15 protein-coding genes are annotated in these 17,368 nt (G+C 68.7%); 9 read left to right on the forward strand and 6 right to left on the reverse strand.

Annotation, left to right across the window (positions count from 1 at the left end; translation table 11 throughout):
• Window positions 1-154: 154 nt before the first annotated feature.
• A complete protein-coding gene (locus G6O54_RS28390; RefSeq protein ID WP_165231135.1) occupies window positions 155-853 on the forward strand; it encodes a ribulose-phosphate 3-epimerase in 699 nt (232 codons plus the stop codon).
• 24 nt (window positions 854-877) lie between these two features.
• Here G6O54_RS28390 and G6O54_RS28395 read toward each other — a convergent pair whose 3' ends face one another.
• Window positions 878-2,023 (reverse strand): TIGR03118 family protein, encoded by a 1,146-nt coding sequence (locus tag G6O54_RS28395; RefSeq protein WP_165231138.1) that lies wholly within the window; start codon window positions 2,021-2,023, stop codon window positions 878-880.
• Between the two features lie 569 nt (window positions 2,024-2,592).
• Between G6O54_RS28395 and G6O54_RS28400 the strand changes: the two genes are divergently transcribed.
• The 5 genes from G6O54_RS28400 (at window position 2,593) to G6O54_RS28420 (ending at window position 7,150) form a co-directional block, all read left to right on the forward strand.
• Window positions 2,593-2,868, forward strand: a complete 276-nt coding sequence (locus G6O54_RS28400; RefSeq protein ID WP_165231141.1) for a FeoA family protein — start codon at window positions 2,593-2,595, stop codon at window positions 2,866-2,868.
• 61 nt (window positions 2,869-2,929) lie between these two features.
• Complete coding sequence (gene feoB / locus G6O54_RS28405; RefSeq protein WP_165231144.1) at window positions 2,930-5,182, forward strand: ferrous iron transport protein B; 2,253 nt, start codon at window positions 2,930-2,932, stop codon at window positions 5,180-5,182.
• Between the two features lie 36 nt (window positions 5,183-5,218).
• Window positions 5,219-5,407, forward strand: coding sequence for a FeoB-associated Cys-rich membrane protein (locus G6O54_RS28410; RefSeq protein WP_165231146.1), 189 nt, complete (start codon window positions 5,219-5,221; stop codon window positions 5,405-5,407).
• Between the two features lie 98 nt (window positions 5,408-5,505).
• On the forward strand, window positions 5,506-6,963 hold the full coding sequence (locus G6O54_RS28415) for a putative sulfate exporter family transporter (RefSeq protein ID WP_250847141.1): 1,458 nt from the start codon (window positions 5,506-5,508) through the stop codon (window positions 6,961-6,963).
• Between the two features lies 1 nt (window position 6,964).
• Window positions 6,965-7,150, forward strand: coding sequence for a hypothetical protein (locus G6O54_RS28420; protein ID WP_165231149.1), 186 nt, complete (start codon window positions 6,965-6,967; stop codon window positions 7,148-7,150).
• Between the two features lie 29 nt (window positions 7,151-7,179).
• On the opposite strand, the gene G6O54_RS28425 is transcribed toward G6O54_RS28420, so the two are convergent.
• From G6O54_RS28425 to G6O54_RS28440, 4 genes are all read right to left on the reverse strand, one after another.
• On the reverse strand, window positions 7,180-8,340 hold the full coding sequence (locus G6O54_RS28425; protein WP_165231152.1) for a cystathionine gamma-synthase: 1,161 nt from the start codon (window positions 8,338-8,340) through the stop codon (window positions 7,180-7,182).
• A 51-nt stretch (window positions 8,341-8,391) separates the two neighbouring features.
• Window positions 8,392-9,741, reverse strand: coding sequence for a pyridoxal-phosphate dependent enzyme (locus tag G6O54_RS38590; protein WP_165231155.1), 1,350 nt, complete (start codon window positions 9,739-9,741; stop codon window positions 8,392-8,394).
• A 140-nt stretch (window positions 9,742-9,881) separates the two neighbouring features.
• Entirely contained in the window at window positions 9,882-10,292 is a 411-nt protein-coding gene (locus G6O54_RS28435; RefSeq protein ID WP_165231158.1) for an RrF2 family transcriptional regulator, read from the reverse strand.
• A 37-nt stretch (window positions 10,293-10,329) separates the two neighbouring features.
• The gene (locus tag G6O54_RS28440; protein WP_165231161.1) at window positions 10,330-10,563 is read right to left on the reverse strand and encodes a hypothetical protein; all 234 of its coding nucleotides are present in this window, start codon (window positions 10,561-10,563) and stop codon (window positions 10,330-10,332) included.
• Window positions 10,564-11,395: 832 nt separating this feature from the next.
• Between G6O54_RS28440 and G6O54_RS28445 the strand changes: the two genes are divergently transcribed.
• The 3 genes from G6O54_RS28445 (at window position 11,396) to G6O54_RS28455 (ending at window position 15,988) form a co-directional block, all read left to right on the forward strand.
• Window positions 11,396-11,878 carry a hypothetical protein gene (locus G6O54_RS28445; RefSeq protein ID WP_165231164.1) on the forward strand — a complete coding sequence of 161 codons (483 nt, stop codon included), beginning with the start codon at window positions 11,396-11,398 and terminating at the stop codon, window positions 11,876-11,878.
• A 258-nt stretch (window positions 11,879-12,136) separates the two neighbouring features.
• Entirely contained in the window at window positions 12,137-14,419 is a 2,283-nt protein-coding gene (locus G6O54_RS28450; RefSeq protein ID WP_165231167.1) for a glycosyltransferase family 4 protein, read from the forward strand.
• A 24-nt stretch (window positions 14,420-14,443) separates the two neighbouring features.
• On the forward strand, window positions 14,444-15,988 hold the full coding sequence (locus G6O54_RS28455; protein ID WP_165231170.1) for a glycoside hydrolase family 130 protein: 1,545 nt from the start codon (window positions 14,444-14,446) through the stop codon (window positions 15,986-15,988).
• Window positions 15,989-16,203: 215 nt separating this feature from the next.
• Here the strand turns inward: G6O54_RS28455 and G6O54_RS28460 are convergent, their stop codons facing one another.
• Complete coding sequence (locus G6O54_RS28460) at window positions 16,204-17,265, reverse strand: glycoside hydrolase family 130 protein (protein ID WP_165231173.1); 1,062 nt, start codon at window positions 17,263-17,265, stop codon at window positions 16,204-16,206.
• Between the last annotated feature and the right edge of the window lie 103 nt (window positions 17,266-17,368).

A 17,368-nucleotide genomic window follows, 5' to 3' on the forward strand; every position in this document is an offset into this window, starting at 1 on the left:
CGATCGAATTCACCCCCCTGAATCCCCCCTTCGTAAGGGGGGAAGTAAATGCGGGCCGGCTTCCCTGTCGGCGGTAAGAACCCTATTACGGTGAGCTTCTTCCTTGCCGAGGTAATATACTCGCGTGAGCCACCGTCCCCGCAGGATCCCGATCATGCCGAGCCCCGCCAACGACTGGATCGAACGCCTGCCGGACGACCGGCTGATCGCCGAATTCTCGCTCTGGTCGGCGGATCTCCTGCGGCTGGAGGCGGAGATTGCCCGCGTGGAGCCGCACGCGGATCTCTTCCACGTCGACGTGGCCGACGGCCACTTCTCGCGCGCCCTCCTCTTCTTCCCGGATCTGGTCGCGGGGGTGCGTCGTGCCACCGGTCGGCCGATCCACGTCCATCTCATGGTGGCCGACGACGTCTTGCTCGACCAGGCGGAGCAATTCGCGGCCGCGGGGGCCGACCTGATCAGCGTCCACGCCGAGAACGCCGCCGCGGCGGCGGCGTTGGACCTCCTCGATGACCGAGGGGTCGCGGCCGGCCTGGTCCTGAACGTCGAGACGCCGGTCGCGGCGGCCTGGCCGTTCCTCGACCGGATTCGGTTCCTCACGCTCCTCGGCACGCCGATCGGCGTGAAGGGCAGGGGGCTCGATTCGCGGTCGATCATTCGCATGATCGAGGCCGGGGTCCTGATCGCGCCGTCGCGGGGCAAGTGCCGTAGGCTCCTCGCCGCGGACGGCGGGATCCGCGAGGAGACGGTTCCGCTCCTCCGCAGGGCCGGGGCCGATTCGGTGGTGATGGGGTCGCTGGCGTTCGCGGCCCCATCGCTCGAGGATCGCATGAACTGGTTGAAGGGCCTGTGACCCGCGAGCCCGAAGGTGCGGGGGTCAGGGCCTGCTTGCCACCCGTCGTCCGAATCGCCGACGTGCCGCGAGCGTCGCCGCGGCGATGAGCGCCAGGGCGATCGAGCTCGGCTCGGGGATGACCGAGATGGCCCCGAAGAGGCCATGGCGCTCGTCGTCGATCCCGGCGGCGAAATAGAGCGTGTTCGGGTCGCCGTTGAGGCCGCCGGTCCCGAACGCCAGGCCCCAGAGGCCGGTGTTCGCGATCGGCTTGCCGTCGGGGCCGGTGAGCTGGCCGAGGTAGGCCCCCGTCGTCGGGTCGAAGGCGCTGATGTGGCCGTCCTCCTCGTTGCCGACCAGGAGATCGCCGCCGAACTGGCCGAACGACTTGGGGGCCAGCGCCATCCCCCAGGGCGAATCGAGCGGCCCGCCGTCGGTGTTGGAGGTCAGCCTCTTGATGAGGTTGCCGTTGAGGTCGAACTCGTTGATCACGCCCCCCCCGGTGGCCTCGTTCTCGTAGGTCACGAAGAGCTTCCCGCCGATGTTCTGGATGTTGTAGACGGTGAAACCGCTGGGCAGGTTGGGATCGGTGAAGGAGCCGGCCAGGGAGGTGGCGCCGAACGTGCCGTTGAAGACGTCGATCTTGTTGTTGCGTGCATCCGCGGCGTAAAGGAAGCTGCTCCCCCCGTTGGTGGCCAGCGCCAGGCCCGTGTAGACGGCCCCCGAGGGGGACACGCCGATCTGGGCGACCGTGCCGGCGGTCGGGTTCCAGCCCGAGATCGTCCCGTTCAGGTCGGCGAAGAGGAAGAGGGCCTTGCCGCCGTTCGCGAGCACGAAGTCGTTCGACGTGTTGAAGACCTGCCCCGTCGGGCCGTTCGGACCGCCGACGATGGTCGGCGTGGTGACGACGAGCGGCCTCGCGGTGCCGTCGCCCGTGTAGAGCGTCGAGGTGCTGGTCCCCTGGTTCGAGACCCAGAACGGACCGCCCGTGAAGGACGAGATCCCCCACGGGTTCTTCAGGTTGGGATCCGTCGTCAGGGCCATCCCGGGGATGTCCGAGACGAGGTTCGTCTGGATGTAGGAGCCGGCCCGTGCGGCCAGCGGCACCGGCCCGAAGGCCGACACGATCGCGATCGTCACCAGGGCTGGGAATTCGAACCGCCATCGCCAGGGGCTTTCGGCATGCCGCATGAGGATCGTCTCCATCGAAAGTCGAGTTGTCGAAGGGGTGCTCGCCACGGGCCGGTGATCCGGCCGCAAACCAGGACGGCTTCCGACGCGGCAGCCCGCCAGCAATCCCCGGGCTTGGGCCGGCACCACGCCCCATCCCCCGACCACACGGCTTGCCGCCAGACGACTTGCGACCGAATTGGCCGAACGGTCTGGACCCCGCCCCGGTGCCTCGGTATGTTCTGTCTCGACGCGGACGTGGCCGCAGTCGTCCAGGTATCCCGCAGTCGTCTCGGCGTTCGCCGTCGATCGGGCCGAGCCCAGACTTTCATGTCAATACAAGTGCAAGTGGGGCCGGTGCCACGGACGGCACCCAGGGGCAAGGATGCCCCGGGCCCCCTTGACTCTCCTCCATCCCTCCCGCCACTTCCGCCGGGCCCGCCCGGCCGGACTCGCCGGCGCCATTCCTCGCGATTTCCGTCGAGAGCCCTTTCCTCCTCGATGCCGTGCACCTTATAATTGCTGCTGAGATTGAATCTCAGTCTGTTGAGCGGCAATCATCGAGCGTCCCAGTCGAGACGAGGCCAGGAATGAAGGCATCGGGGCATACCGCGGGGGCGGGAGTCATGGCCGAGGTGGTTCCTCTGGGCTCGCTTCGCGCCGGCGAGCGCGGGCTGGTGGGGGAGATCCTCGGCCGTTGCGACCAGGTGCATCGGCTCCGGGAGCTGGGCATGCACGACGGGGCCCATGTCCAGATGATCCGGCCGGGCAGCCCGTGCATCATCGGCCTGAGGGGCCAGCGCCTGGGGTTCCGGATGGACGAATGCGCCTGCGTGCTGGTCCGCCCGATCCACGCCGCATCCTGATCCGGGACGGCACCCGCTCGCGGCGGCCCTGATTCACGAAGTCTTTCCCCCGGTCCCCTTCATGCCGCCCGCCACGCCACGTAGCCGCTGGACGATCGCGCTGATCGGCAACCCGAACACGGGCAAGTCCACCCTCTTCGGGGCGCTTTCGGGCGTGCCCCAGCGGGTGGGAAACTATCCCGGGGTCACGGTCGAGAAGACCCTCGGGACGATCCTCCACGAGGGCATGAACTGGACCCTGGTGGACCTGCCGGGGACCTACAGCCTGGCCCCCCGGTCGCCCGACGAGATGGTCGCCGTCGACGTCCTCCTCGGCCGGCTCGACGACCTGCCCGCGCCGGACGTCGTCCTCTGCGTGGTCGCGGCCAACAGCCTGGAGCGGAATCTCTACCTGCTCAGCCAGGTTCTGGAGCTGGGCCGGCCCGTCGTCGTCGCCCTGACCATGGGCGACATCGCCGAGTCCCAGGGCGTGCGGATGGACATTCCCGCGCTGGCGGAGCGGCTGGGCGTGCCGGTGGTCCAGCTCCAGGCCCATCGCGGGATCGGCCTGGACGAGCTGAAAGAGGCGCTGGCGAAGGCCGGCGAGGAGCCCGGCCCGGCCGTCGAGGGGCTCTTCCCCACCCCCTTCCGGCAGGAGACCGAGCAGCTCGATCGGCTCCTCGCCGGTCATCGCACGCTCGCGGGCGAGCATGGCTTGCCGCGATACCTGGTCGAGCGACTCCTCCTGGATACCGGCGGCTACCTCGAACGCCGGCTCTACGGCGACGGCGACGGCGAGGCCCACGCGGTCCATGCCGCGCTCGCCGACGCCAGGGGACGTCTCGCCGCCGCGGGTTGCACGGTCCCCGCGGTGGAGACCGGTGCCCGGTATGCGTGGATCGCCCGGATCGTCGACGGGATCCTGAGCCACCCGGATGCCCCGGTCGCGACCTGGGGCGATCGGCTCGACGCGATCCTCACCCATCGGCTCTGGGGGTTGCTGGTCCTGGCGGCGGTGCTGCTCCTGATGTTCAGCGCCGTGTTCTCTTGGGCGACGGTGCCGATGGACGCGATCGACGCGGGGATCGGCTGGATCTCCGGCCAGGTCCAGGAGCGGCTCCCCGACGGGCCGCTCGTCAGCCTCCTCACCGACGGGATCATCGGCGGGATCGGCGCGGTGGTGGTCTTCCTCCCCCAGATCTTCATCCTCTTCTTCCTGCTGACCAGCCTGGAGGAATGCGGGTATCTCTCGCGGGCCGCCTACCTGATGGACCGGCTGATGGTCAAGGTCGGGCTCTCCGGCAAGTCGTTCATCCCGCTCCTGTCGTCCTTCGCGTGCGCGATCCCCGGCGTGATGGCGACCCGGGTGATCGAGGACCGGCGGGATCGACTGACGACGATCCTGATCGCCCCGCTCATGAGCTGCAGCGCACGGCTGCCGGTCTACACCCTGATGATCGCGGCGTTCATCCCCGACCGCCGGTTCCTGGGGGGCCTGCTCGGGCTCCAGGGGCTGGTGCTCTTCGCGATGTACGCCCTGGGCGTCCTCGTCGCGGCGATCGCGGCCCTCCTGCTCAAGAGGACGCTGCTGAAGGGCGAGGCGCCGTCGTTCCTGATGGAGATGCCGGTCTACAAGTGGCCCTCGCCGCGGGTCGTCTTCCAGAGGATGTTCGAGCGCGGCTGGGACTTCCTCAGGAACGCGGGGACCATCATCTTCGCCGTCTCGATCGTCATGTGGGGGATGCTCTATTACCCGCGACTGTCCCCGGAGCGGATGGCCCCGCTCGCGGCCGAGCAGTCCCGGCTGGAGTCCGAGCGGGAGCGGGCGCGGGCGGCCGGAGATGCGGAGGAGGAGAAGTCCGCGGCCGAATCCCTGGCGACCCTGGCCAACCACATCGAGGGCGAGCAGAAGCGTCAGAGCGTCCTCGGGCGGCTCGGGCACCTGATCGAGCCGGCGGTGAAGCCGCTGGGCTGGGACTGGCGGATCGGCAGCGGCGTGATCGCGTCGTTCCCCGCCCGCGAGGTCGTCGTCGCCACGATGGGCGTGATCTTCGACGTCGGCGAGGACGTCGAGGAGGACGCGGGCACCCGGCGGCTGGGCGAGGCCCTCAGGTCGGCGACCTGGCCCTCCGGCAAGCCGCTCTTCGACGTCCCCGTCGCGCTCTCGGTCATGGTCTTCTTCGCGCTCTGTGCCCAGTGCGTGTCCACCCTAGCCGTGATCGGCCGCGAGACCGGGACGTGGACCTGGCCGGCCTTCACGTTCGTCTACATGACGGCCGCGGCGTACGTCGCGTCCCTGATCGCCTATCAGGGCGGGACCTGGCTGGGACTCTGACAGGCCGACTCGCCCGCTCGCCCCGGAGGAAATCTCGTGGAATTCGGCTGGCAGGACCTCGTCGCGATCGCCATCGTCCTCGCCGCGGCCGGCTACCTGGCCAATCTGGCCGGGTCCGCCGTCCGCCGGGGAAAGTCGGGGAGCTGCGGGGGCGGATGCGCGAAGTGCTCGACGGGCACGCCCCAGGTGGTCACCATCGGCGGGGCGGCGCCGCGCGAGACCTGATTCCGGGATCGGTGGTCGGTGGGATTCCGCGCGCGGCCGTGGTAGCCTCCTGTTGCGGGCGACGGGAACGACGAGCGGTTTCCTGATGGGGCGAGCGCGTGGCGGGCGAACGATCCTGGTTCATCTCGGAAGACTGGCTGGCCGTCTGGCTGGGTGCGGTCCTGGTCCTGCTGGCGATGCCGGCGGCGGCGGGGCATGACCTCCTGGGCTGGATCGCGGCCCCGCAGGTCTGGTTGGATCCGACGGCGGCGATCAAACCGGTGTCGAAGGCGTATGCGGGGGTGGCACCGGCGCTCTCCGCCCTGCTGACGTTCTCCTTCGTCGCCACGCTGGTCGGGGTCGGGGCGAAGGTGCTGGGGTACGACCCGCGGAGGTTCCTGCCGCGCTTCGCGGTCCTCTACGCCCTGAGCGCGCTCTGCTGGGTCGCGGGGCACAATGCCTACATCGCGGCGACGCCCAACCAGCGGCCGGGGTTCGGGATCTCGTGGTCGCTCGGCCTCACGGGAGAGGCGGGCTTCCTGGTGGCGCTCGGGGCCGGCCTGGCGGTGAGCAACCTGCTGCCGGGGCTGGCGGCGTGGCTCTCCGCCGCCGCCCGGCCGGAGTGGTTCATCAAGACCGCGATCGTGATCTTCGGCGCGGCGATGGGGGCGAAGGCGGCCGACGCCGCGGGGCTGATGTCGGCGATCATGTTCCGCGGCCTGGCGGCGATCATCGAGGCCTACCTGATCTACTGGGCCCTCGTCTACCTGCTGGCGCGGACCGTCTTCGGCTTCAGCCGGGAGTGGGCGGCGCCGCTCGCCTCCGGGATCTCGATCTGCGGCGTCTCCGCGGCCATCACCACCGGGGCCGCGATCCGCGCCCGGCCGGTCGTGCCGATCATGGTCTCGTCCCTGGTGGTCGTCTTCAGCGTGGTCGAGCTGCTGATCCTGCCGCTGGCGGCGCGGGAGTTCCTCTGGCGCGAGCCGCTCGTCGCCGCCGCCTGGATGGGCCTGGCCGTCAAGACCGACGGCGCGGCCCTCGCCTCCGGCACGATCACCGAGTCCCTCATCCGCGCCAAGGCCCAGGGGGCGGGGCTGGTCTGGGATCCCGGCTGGATGCTCAACACCACGGCCACGGTGAAGATCTTCATCGACGTCTTCATCGGCGTCTGGGCCCTGGTGCTGGCGGTCGTCTGGGCCTACGGGATCGACCGCAAGCCCGGGGCGGGCGTCCCGCTTCGCGACATCCTCCGCCGCTTCCCCGCGTTCGTGATCGGCTACTTCGCCCTCTTCCTCGCGACGCTCCTGATCGCCCTCAGGTGGCCGGGGACGATCGCCGGCCTGAAGGCCGCGACGGCCGAGGTCGACCCGCTCCGCGGGCTCTTCTTCGCGCTCACGTTCTTCACCATCGGCCTGGCCACCAACCTGCGCAAGCTCTGGGCCGAGGGGATCGGCCGGCTGGCGGTCGTCTACGCGGTCAGCCTCTTCGGCTTCATCCTCTGGATCGGCCTGGCGATCTCGTGGCTCTTCTTCCACGGCGCCATGCCCCCGACCACCCCGGGGGGACACGGAGGCTGACATGAACGACCACCGACCGCAGCCTGTGGTTGAGCCCGCACCGACGCTGGCCGACGAGCTGGCGAAGATCGAACACGAGCCCCTGCTGCCGATCGAGAAGGCCCTCATCGCCGGCAGCCTGACCCTCGGCCTGGTGCTGCTGGGGATCCTGCTCTGGATCAGCGCGACGTTCTACCCGGTCCGGTAGCGACGAAGGAAGATCGGGCGGGACGCGGCTCACGCGTCCCTCAAAGCTTGCTCCAGGTCTCCACGCAGGTCGTCCGCGTCCTCGATCCCGACGCTCAGGCGGATCAGGCCGTCGTCCACGCCCCGGGCGGAGCGGATGTCGGCGGGGATGCTCGCGTGGGTCATGGTCGCGGGATGGCAGACCAGGGACTCGACGCCGCCGAGGCTCTCGGCGAGGCTGAACAGCCTGGTCCGCGTCAGGAATCGGCGGGCGGCGGGGCCGCCCCCCTCGACCCGGATGCTGATCATGCCGCCGAAGTCCTTCATCTGGCGGGCGGCGAGGGCGTGGCCGGGGTCGTCGGGCAGGCCGGGATAGTAGACGCGCTCGACCCGCGGATGCTCCAGCAGCCAGGCCGCGAGTGCCCGGGCGTTGGCGCAGTGCCGATCCATCCGTACGGCCAGGGTCTTCAGCCCTCGGAGCGTGAGCCAGGCGTCGAACGGGCCGGGGACGCCCCCCGCGGCGTTCTGGTAGAACTTGATCGGCTCGATCAGGTCGCGGCGGCCGGCCACGGCACCGCCGACCACGTCGGAGTGGCCGCCGATGTACTTCGTCGTCGAGTGCACGACGAGGTCCGCCCCCAGCGCGATCGGCTGCTGGAGGTAGGGCGAGGCGAACGTGTTGTCCACGGCCAGGATCGCCCCCCCGCGGTGGGCCGCCTCGGCAATCGCGGCGATGTCCAGGATCCGGAGCAGGGGATTCGTCGGCGACTCGATCCAGACGAGCTTCGTCCGCGGCGTCAGGAGCGCGGCGAATGCTTCCGGGCGCGGGTCGTCCGTGTAACGCGCGACGATGCCGAGCGGCCGGTAGACCTTCTCGAGCAGGCGATACGTGCCGCCGTAGAGGTCGCTGGCGGCGACGACCTCGTCGCCGGGCTTCAGGAGCGAGAGCACCGCCGACGTCGCGGCCAGGCCCGAGGCGAAGGCGAGCCCCCGCTCGGCCCCCTCCAGCGAGGCCAGGCAGGTCTCGAGCGCCGCACGCGTCGGGTTGCCGCTCCGCGAGTACTCGAAGCCCCTGTGCTCGCCGGGGGCGGACTGGGTGAAGGTGGAGGTCGCGTAGATCGGCACGACGGTGGCCCCGGTCGCGGGGTCCGCGTCCTGGCCGTCGTGGATGGCACGGGTGGAGAAGCCGGCCCGGCGATGGTCTGCGCTCATCGGTCGCCTCATGGGGGACGGTAGGGAACCAGCGTTCCGCGATGCGATTCCTCAGGACGCGTCGAGCTGCTTCCAGTACTGGACCAGGTCGATGCGGGTGACGATGTCCCGGACCGCCCCCTCCTCGGTCGCGAGGACGCCCGTGTTGCCTGCCAGGAGCAGGCGGTAGGCCTCGTCCAGGTGGGTCGTCGTCTCGAGCTGGGGCAGGGGCCGGGCCATGACCTGGCCGACCGTGACGCCCGACGGCTTGCGCCGGTCGTGGAGGATCCGGGCCAGGGTGACCTCCTGGATCGACCCCACGGAGAGGCCGTCGCGGAGGACCGGGAGCTGAGAGATCCCGGAAGACTGCATCAGCTCCACGGCGGCGGCGACCGTGGCCTCGGGGTCGATCGTCGTGAGCGGGCGGGGCCCGCGGGACTCGATGAGGTCGGCGATCGAGCCGGGGCGGGCGGGCTCGACGACCAGGTGGTTCTCCGCCAGCCACTGGTCGTCGTAGAACTTGCTCAGGTAATTGCGGCCGGTGTCCGGGCAGATGACCACGATCAGGTCGTCGGGCCCGAGCCTTCGGGCGAAGCGGACGGCCGCGGCGATGGCGGTGCCGCTCGAGCCGCCGAGGAGGATCCCCTCCCTCCGCGCCACGGTCCGCGCCGTCTCGAAGGCCTCGGCGTCGCCCACGCGGACCCACTCGTCGACGACGTGGCTGTTGAGCGTCTTGGGCACGAAGTCCTCGCCGATCCCCTCCACCTTCCAGGGCCGGGGCGAGTCGCCGGATAGGATCGAGCCCTCGGGGTCGGCGCCGACGATCTTCACCCGCGGGTTCCGCTCCTTGAGATAGCGGCCCACGCCCGAGAGCGTGCCGCCGGTGCCGGCGCCGGCGACGACCGCGGTGACCTTGCCGCCGGTCTGGTCCCAGATCTCCGGGCCGGTCGTGTGGTAATGGGCCCCCGGATTGGCGAGGTTGGCGAACTGGTTGGGGCGCCAGGCGTCGGGGATCTCCCGGGCCAGGCGATCGGCGACGCCGTTGTAGCTCTCCGGCGAATCGGGAGGGACCGAGGTGGGGGTGATCACGATCTCGGCCCCGTAGGCGGAGAGGAGGCGGATCTTCTCGCCGCTCATCTTGTCGGGCATGACGAAGATGGTGCGATATCCCTTGACCGCGGCCGCCATGGCCAGGCCGACCCCCGTGTTCCCGGCCGTGGCCTCGATGATCGTGCCCCCCGGCCGGAGCCAGCCCTGCTGCTCCGCCTCCTCGATCATGGCGATCGCGACCCGATCCTTGATGCTGCCGCCGGGATTGAACGCCTCGACCTTGAGGAGGATCGGGACGCGGCTCGGGGGATCGAGCCGGCGGAGCGGGATCAGCGGCGTCTTGCCGACGAAGTCAAGAATGGTCCCCGGCATCTCGGCGTCTCCTTGCCAGGCCGCGACGTGAATGAGGACGGCCCGGGCGCCCGCCCGATGCCGAGCACGCTCGTCTCCGACAAGTCAGGATTTACCAGATCCGCGGGGATTCCACCAGTTGAGCCGGCATCGTGGCTCGCTCAGATCACCCAGTCCGGGGCCGTGGCCCGCTTCGCCAGGTCGGCGACCGAGGTCCGGGTGAGGACCCGGGTCTCGGAATCCCGGAGCTGGTCCCAGATGCTGGCCAGATAAGGCGCGGCGGGACTCTGGGGATTGCGCGGAGTGATCGCGTAGCCGTCCATCACGCTGAGGATGTCTCCCAGGGTGATCTCCTCCGGCGGCTTCGCCAATCGGTAGCCGCCGGAAGACCCCCGGGTGCTCTGCACGATCCCCGCGGCCTTCAGCTTCAGCAGGATCTGGGTCAGGAATGGCTCGGGAATCCCCCGCGATCCGGCGATCTCGCGGATCGGCATCGGCCCGTCCTCCTGATTCCGCAGGGCCAATGCGACCACCGCCAGGCACGCATACTCCGCCTTGGCCGAGATTCTCACCGATTGCTCTCCCCGCCGGGCTCCATCCGCCGGCTCGTCAGTTCCAGGACGGCTGCGTCATCCTCTGAAACCACGAGGGCGCCAGCGCCGCCCGCGCCTGCTCGTAGGCCAGCCGATAGATCTCAGCCCACGCGCCGGATACAGCCAGGCTGCCGCCCGGCCCCACCATCAACCCGCAGGCCATCGGGGCCGCCACCACCGGCGCGGCGACTTCCAGGCTCCCACGCGACGACTCGACCAGGCTGGATGTCCCGTAAACTCGATTCGACATGGCTGGCGATCCCGAACTTGGAGGTTGATGGCGTTTGTCCCCTGAATCATTACTATCCCCATCGACTCTGTCAAGTTGAGACTTCAGTTTCTCGATCAAGATAATAGTGAATGCTCGCAAACCATTTTCCACGATGACTTTGGACGCGGACCGATGACCCGAGGGACGCACCGCCACTTCGCACCGAGAGACCGTTACCACGTCCCGGGGCCACAAACAGCGACATGCACGCTTGGATGCGTCTTCAACGAATCCTCACGCGTTCACTGAGCCCTGTGCAGCAATGGCGACTGCGTGGGCCAGCACGGGCGACCGTCTCGCAGGTCGGACCGCGGCAGAGGAGAGCTCAACGCCACTCGTGGATCGAGATGATGCGACAGGGAGGAACGACGGTCGCTGAGGACCGAGAGGAATGCCGAGAGCTCTGGAAAGGGGACGGGGACTTTCACGGCGGATCCGGGGGGGTCTTGCTTGATGAGTCTCGTGTCTTGTCGCGGCAAGTCTGTGGTGTTGGCTACGGGAGAGGGTTGGCCACGCGACAGGTTTGGCTACGGGACCGTCAGGAACGCCTGTCCTCCGAAATCACCCGTTCCGTCGATGCCGGCGATGAGCCATCGACTCGACGGACGACACGCGGCCAGCACGCATGCATACGGATGCCGTCTCGCGCCGAATCCCGATCATCCTGATCAGGTAGGTCATGTTACATCAAAGATTCTTTATTTTTATGTTGCAAACATAGCTGGCCCGTGCATAATGATCTGCGTTGGGGGCCGTGAGCATGGCCCCGGGAGATCCAGCCGGTTACCAGCACGATCGGGGAGCAATCGAGATGACCAGCGCCATGATGATGGAGCGGATGGGGATGGGGATGCCCGGCATGGGGATGGGGATGCCCGGCATGGGCGGCGGGCCGATGGCCGGCGCCGGCGCGATGGCGACCGCCCCGCAGATGATGATGGTCCCGCGGTGCACGATCAAGATGGAGAAGTGCAAGGGCGGGATGAAGATGACCTGCTCGAGCGACGACGCGATGACGGCCAGCATGATGCAGAACCTCTGCACGATGATGGCCGGCGGCATGTGCTCGTGCTGCATGATGATGAACGGCATGATGATGTGCTGCTGCAACATGATGATGGGGATGTGCAAGTGCGAGACGACCGAGAACGGCGTCTGCATCACCTGCACCAGCGGCGACGAGGCCTGCTGCAAGATGATCCAGGCCTGCTGCGACAGCATGATGGCGATGTGCGACGCCGGCTGCACCTGCTGCGTCTGCATGAACGGCATGCCGGTCTGCTGCGGTTGCTGAGGCGAGTCGACCCGATCAACGACGATGCGGAACTGCCGGCCCTGCCCCACCCTCGGATGGGAGCAGGGCCTTTTCGTTACGGTACGTCACCGGGATTCGGGCACGAACCGGCCCGTGGATTGCATGGTCTGGTCCGGGAAAAGTCGCGACTTGAGTCCTGGCGAACGCTATAACGGACGAACGGAGGGGGACGCGCCGATCCGAATTGCTGTAGCATCCCTGCACTGACGCGACAGCCTCGACCTCGTCCCAAATGCCATGAACAGGAATACGGATATCCGCAAGATCGCCTTCATCGGGAACTACCTGCCCAGGAAATGCGGCATCGCGACGTTCACGCACGACGTTTGCACCTCGGTGGCCACCCAGTTCCCCGGCTCGGATTGCTTCGTGATGCCGGTCAATGACCTTCCGGAGGGCTACGATTACCCCCGGGAGGTCCGGTTCGAGATCGAGGAGCAGGAGCTCGAGTCGTACCTCCGCGCGGCGGACTTCCTGAACTTCACCAACGCGGACATCGCCTGCCTCCAGCACGAGTTCGGCATCTTCGGCGGCCCGGCGGGCAGCCACGTGGTCCGGCTCCTGCGCAACCTGCGGATGCCCATCGTCACCACGCTCCATACCGTGCTCGGCGATCCGAGTCCGGAGCAGCGGAGGGTCTTCGGCCAGGTAGTCGATCTGTCGGCCCGGGTCGTCGTGATGACGGAGCGGGCCCGGCGGTTCCTCCGCGAGATCTACGGCGTCCCGGAGTCGAAGATCGACCTGATCGCCCACGGCATCCCCGATATGCCCTTCGTGGATCCGGCCTTCTACAAGGACCAGTTCGGGGTCGAGGGGAAGTTCGTCGCGCTGACGTTCGGCCTGCTCTCGCCCAACAAGGGGATCGAGCACATGCTCCGGGCGATGCCCTCGATCCTCCGGGAGTTCCCCGACTTCGTCTACATCGTCCTGGGTGCGACCCATCCCAACCTCATCCGCGAGCAGGGGGAGCGATACCGGATCAGCCTCGAGCGGCTGGCCACCTCGCTGGGCATCAAGTCGAACGTCAGCTTCTACAACCGGTTCGTGGAGATCGACGAGCTGCTCGAGTTCCTGGGCGTGGCCGACATCTACATCACGCCGTATCTGAACGTCGCCCAGATCACCTCGGGCACGCTCGCCTATGCGTTCGGGTGCGGCAAGGCGGTCGTGTCGACGCCGTACTGGCACGCCGAGGAGCTGCTCGCCGAGGGTCGCGGGGTCCTCGTCCCGTTCGCCGATCCGGAGGCGATTTCGACCGAGATCCGCAACCTGCTCCGCGACGACACCCGGCGGCATGCCATGCGGAAGAAGGGCTACATGCTGGGCCGGGAGATGATCTGGAGCCAGGTCTCGCACCAGTACATGGATTCCTTCCAGCGCGCCCGCCGGGCCCGGCTCGACGTCCCGATCCGTCCGCTCGCGGTCCGGACGCTCGCCGACGAGCCGATGGAGTTGCCCGGGTGGCGGCTCGATCACCTCATCCGCATGACGGACTCTGCCGGGCTGATCCAGCACGCCACCTACACCATCCCCAGGCTCGCCGACGGCTACTGCACCGACGACAACGCCCGGGCGCTGCTGCTGACGCTCTACCTCGAACGCCTGGGGATGGGCTCGGCCCAGGTCCGGCGGCTGGCCTCGACCTACTCGGCGTTCCTGAATTTCGCCTTCGTGCGCGAGACGCGGCGGTTCCGGAATTTCATGGGCTTCGACCGGAGCTGGCTCGAAGCGGCCGGATCGGAAGACAGCCACGGCCGGGCCCTCTGGGCGCTCGGCGCCTGTGTCCGATGGTCCAAGCGGCGCGAGCACCAGTTCTGGGCTTCCGAGCTCTTCGACCTGGGGCTCGAAGGATTGCTCGAGGCGGCCTCGCCGCGGGCCTGGGCCTTCGGCCTGCTCGGCATCGGCCACTATCTCGATCGGCTCAGCGGCGCCCGCCAGGCCAGCCAGGCCCGCGATACACTCCTCGAGAGGCTCATCCGCTGCGTCGAGCGGGTCGCCACGCCGGATTGGTTCTGGTTCGAGGACGTCCTCAGCTACGACAATGCGAGGCTCTCCCAGGCGCTCCTCGCCGGCGGCCAGTCCGCGGGCAACGATCGCGCCGTCGACCTCGGCCTGAGGTCCCTGGAATGGCTCGTCGGCGAGCAGAAGGCGCCGGCCGGCCATTTCCGCCCCATCGGCTGCCACGGCTTCCATCCCCGGGGCGGAGAACGGGCCCAGTTCGACCAGCAGCCGGTCGAGGCGTGCGCCACGATCTCCGCGTGCCTCCAGGCCTACCACGTGACCGAGGACGCCTCCTGGCTCAACGAGGCCCGCCTGGCGTTCGAGTGGTTCCTCGGGAGCAACGACCTGGGCCTCGAGCTCTACGACGCGATCACCGGCGGCTGCGGGGACGGCCTCCAGGAAGACCGGGTGAATCAGAACCAAGGGGCGGAGTCCACCCTCTCCTACCTCCTGTCCCTGGCCGAGATGAAGCTCCTCGAGAGCACCCTGGCGCCGTATCGCCAGGGCCAGAACGCCTAGCCGCGCTGCCGGAGTGCATTCCCGATGGATGGCGACGACGCGACGAACGTGCCCCTTGCCGCCGGGCTCGTGGAGGGGAGTCATGCCGCCGACGACGGGCAAGGCGGCCCCGCCTCGCCCCGTGTCCGGCGCACCGGGATCATCCTCAAGCCGAACAACAGCCGCGTCGTGATCCGCCCCTTCCAGCCCGCCAGCGAGCAGCGCGTAGAGCGGATCCTCGCCCGCGTCGCGGCCCTCTCGGAGCCCGAGGTCGCCGCCCTCCTGGACGAGGTGATGCAGGAATTCTGGAACCGGCACCAGAAGATCCGCCCGTACTTCCTCAAGCGGTTCGAGGACGTCCGCGGCTTCCTCCTGACCGACCAGCGCCTCTCCGAGAATCGCAGGCTGCTCATCGGGGCGTATTTCACCCAGGAGTACTCGCTCGAATCGGCCGCCCTGTTCAACCCGTCGATGATCTGGCATCCGGACCAGTCCGGCCTCCCCGAGGGCTCGCGGCGGTTCATCCTCAGCCTCCGGGCGACCGGCGAGGGGCACATCTCGTCGATCACCTTCCGGAGCGGCGTGGTGGACGGCAACACCGCGATCCACATGGACGAGCCCACCCGCTACGTCACGGCGCCCGACGTCTGGCCGAACACCCTCTACGACAAGCGGCTCTACGCGCGGAAGCTGGCGGAGCTCGGCGTCGAGGGCCCGTTCGTGGGCCAGGTCCTGGATGCCCTGGGCGACCAGTTCACCGCCGAGGAGATCGAGCGGACCGCGGGCCGGCTGCTGAAGGGGAGCCGGCCCCGCCATCACGAGCTCGAGCCGGTCGCCCATCACATGATCACGCTCGTGAAGGCGAATTACGAGGTGTCGTTCGCCCCGGAGCTGACCGTCTCCGAGCGGATCCTCTTCCCGACCTCGCCGACGGAGACCAACGGCATCGAGGACGCCCGCTTCGTGGCCTTCACCGACGACGACGGCTCGGTCCGCTATTACGCCACCTACACGGCCTTCGACGGCAAGGTCATCCTCCCCCAGATCCTCGAGACCGAGGACTTCTTGCGCTTCAAGGCGAGCACCCTGAACGGGCCCGAGGTCAGGAACAAGGGGCTGGCGCTCTTCCCCCGCAAGGTGAACGGCCTCTATGCCATGCTCTCGCGCCAGGACAACGAGCACATCTTCCTGATGTACTCCGACATGCTCCATTTCTGGTACACCAAGGAGCTGATCGCCCGCCCGACCTACGGCTGGGAGTTCGTCCAACTGGGCAACTGCGGCTCACCCATCGAGACCGAGGCCGGCTGGCTGGTCCTCACCCACGGCGTCGGCCCGATGCGCAAATACGCGATGGGGGCGTTCCTCCTGGACCTCGACGACCCGAGCCGGCTGATCGGCCGGCTCGCCGAGCCGCTGCTCGAGCCCAACGCCAACGAGCGCGAGGGCTACGTGCCGAACGTCGTCTATAGCTGCGGCGCCGTCGTCCACAACGGCGACCTGATCATCCCCTACGCCATGTCCGACTTCGCCAGCACCTTCGGCGTGGTCCCCCTGGCCGACGTGCTGGCGGCGATGGTGCGCGTTTAGTGCTCTGGCCACTCAGAAGTCGGATGCGGGACAGACAGGAATGTCTGTCCCCCGGATTTAAAGCCAGGCGCATTCAAGATTTCGGAGGACAGGCATTCCTGCCTGTCCTGTAGGCCAGCCCGAGAATCAAGTTGTGATAAAGCACTTGCCCGCCCGGACACGCGTCGGTTGCAGAGCGCATCGAGCCGACCGCGGGCTCACCCTGCGAGGGTGAATCACAGACCCAGCTCGCCGAACACTTCGTCCTTCGAAAACTCGACAACCCCCGTGCAGGTGTCGGCGGCTCCGTAGTAGACCAGGTAGGTCGGCCCCGTGTCGACGATCCCCGTCGGGAAGACGACGTTGGGGACGAACCCCCGGCGCTCGAATTCGGCGGTCGGCTCGAAGACCGAATGCGGGGTCCGGCGGAGGATCCGTGAGGGGTGGTCGGCGTCGAGGAGGAGGAGGCCGGTGGAGTACGTGCCGACCTCGCCGGGGACCTCGCTCCGCCGGCTGCCGTGGTAGATCTCGAGCCAGCCCTCGTCCACCCGGACCGGCGGCGGCCCGGCGCCGACGCGGCCGGTCTCCCAGTCGGCACCGCCGCCGTGGAGGACGTCGTGCTTCCCCCAGTGCACCAGGTCCGGCGAGCGGGCGATCCACATCTCCGGCCGGCAGAACGCCGAGGCCGGCGTCGGGCGATGCAGCGCGACGTATCCCCCCGCCACCCTCTCCGGGAAGAGGACGACGTCCTTGTTCTCGCTGCAGAAGATCGTGCCCAGTCGGGTGAAGCCGCGGAAGTCGTCCGTGACCGCCAGGGCCGTCGCCGCCCCGTGCCGCGAGACCGCGACATACGTGAAATAGGTGCGGCCGCCCAGGATGGTGATCCGCGGATCCTCGACGCCGTATTCCTCGAGCTCCGAAGCCGGGTCGAAGCGCGTCCCGCTCACCTCGACGACGCCCCGTCCGTCGCCGCAGCGGACGACCCGCAGGTGCGACGTGAAGGTCAGGCGGATCAGGCCGTCCGACTTCCGCCGGACCACCCGGGGGTCGACCGGCTCGAGCTCGGCGTCGGGCACCCAGTCGATCTCGATCGCCCCGGCCGGCGTCCATCGCGGCAGGCCGGTGAACCCCGGGCGAGTTTCGCGGGGGCGCTCGGCCACCCGGACGAGCAGGACGACCTCATCGCCGGCGAGCACCGCGCCCGGGTTGAAGACGCCGACGACCTCGAGGTCCTCGCGGGTCGGCGGGATGTCGGGGAGGTCCAGGAGCTTCTTCTCGTAGAGCCGGGTGAGCACCATCGTGACGTCTCCCTCCGGGCGGCCGGTCGGCGGAAGGGCGAGCGGGCGGGCCCGGCATGACCGGACATTCCATTGTCCGCGCCGGTCGATTGAGGGTCAATTC

Source organism: Aquisphaera insulae (genome assembly GCF_011064615.1).
Taxonomy (GTDB): domain Bacteria; phylum Planctomycetota; class Planctomycetia; order Isosphaerales; family Isosphaeraceae; genus Aquisphaera; species Aquisphaera insulae.

Coding starts and splice junctions, on each gene's coding strand:
- G6O54_RS28420 (WP_165231149.1), top strand. CDS start 6,965: ATGAACGACCACCGACCGCAGCCTGTGGTTGAGCCCGCACCGACGCTG.
- G6O54_RS28390 (WP_165231135.1), top strand. CDS start 155: ATGCCGAGCCCCGCCAACGACTGGATCGAACGCCTGCCGGACGACCGG.
- G6O54_RS28450 (WP_165231167.1), top strand. CDS start 12,137: ATGAACAGGAATACGGATATCCGCAAGATCGCCTTCATCGGGAACTAC.
- G6O54_RS28400 (WP_165231141.1), top strand. CDS start 2,593: ATGAAGGCATCGGGGCATACCGCGGGGGCGGGAGTCATGGCCGAGGTG.
- G6O54_RS28425 (WP_165231152.1), bottom strand. CDS start 8,340: ATGAGCGCAGACCATCGCCGGGCCGGCTTCTCCACCCGTGCCATCCAC.
- feoB (WP_165231144.1), top strand. CDS start 2,930: ATGCCGCCCGCCACGCCACGTAGCCGCTGGACGATCGCGCTGATCGGC.
- G6O54_RS28455 (WP_165231170.1), top strand. CDS start 14,444: ATGGATGGCGACGACGCGACGAACGTGCCCCTTGCCGCCGGGCTCGTG.
- G6O54_RS28440 (WP_165231161.1), bottom strand. CDS start 10,563: ATGTCGAATCGAGTTTACGGGACATCCAGCCTGGTCGAGTCGTCGCGT.
- G6O54_RS38590 (WP_165231155.1), bottom strand. CDS start 9,741: ATGCCGGGGACCATTCTTGACTTCGTCGGCAAGACGCCGCTGATCCCG.
- G6O54_RS28460 (WP_165231173.1), bottom strand. CDS start 17,265: ATGGTGCTCACCCGGCTCTACGAGAAGAAGCTCCTGGACCTCCCCGAC.
- G6O54_RS28395 (WP_165231138.1), bottom strand. CDS start 2,023: ATGCGGCATGCCGAAAGCCCCTGGCGATGGCGGTTCGAATTCCCAGCC.
- G6O54_RS28445 (WP_165231164.1), top strand. CDS start 11,396: ATGACCAGCGCCATGATGATGGAGCGGATGGGGATGGGGATGCCCGGC.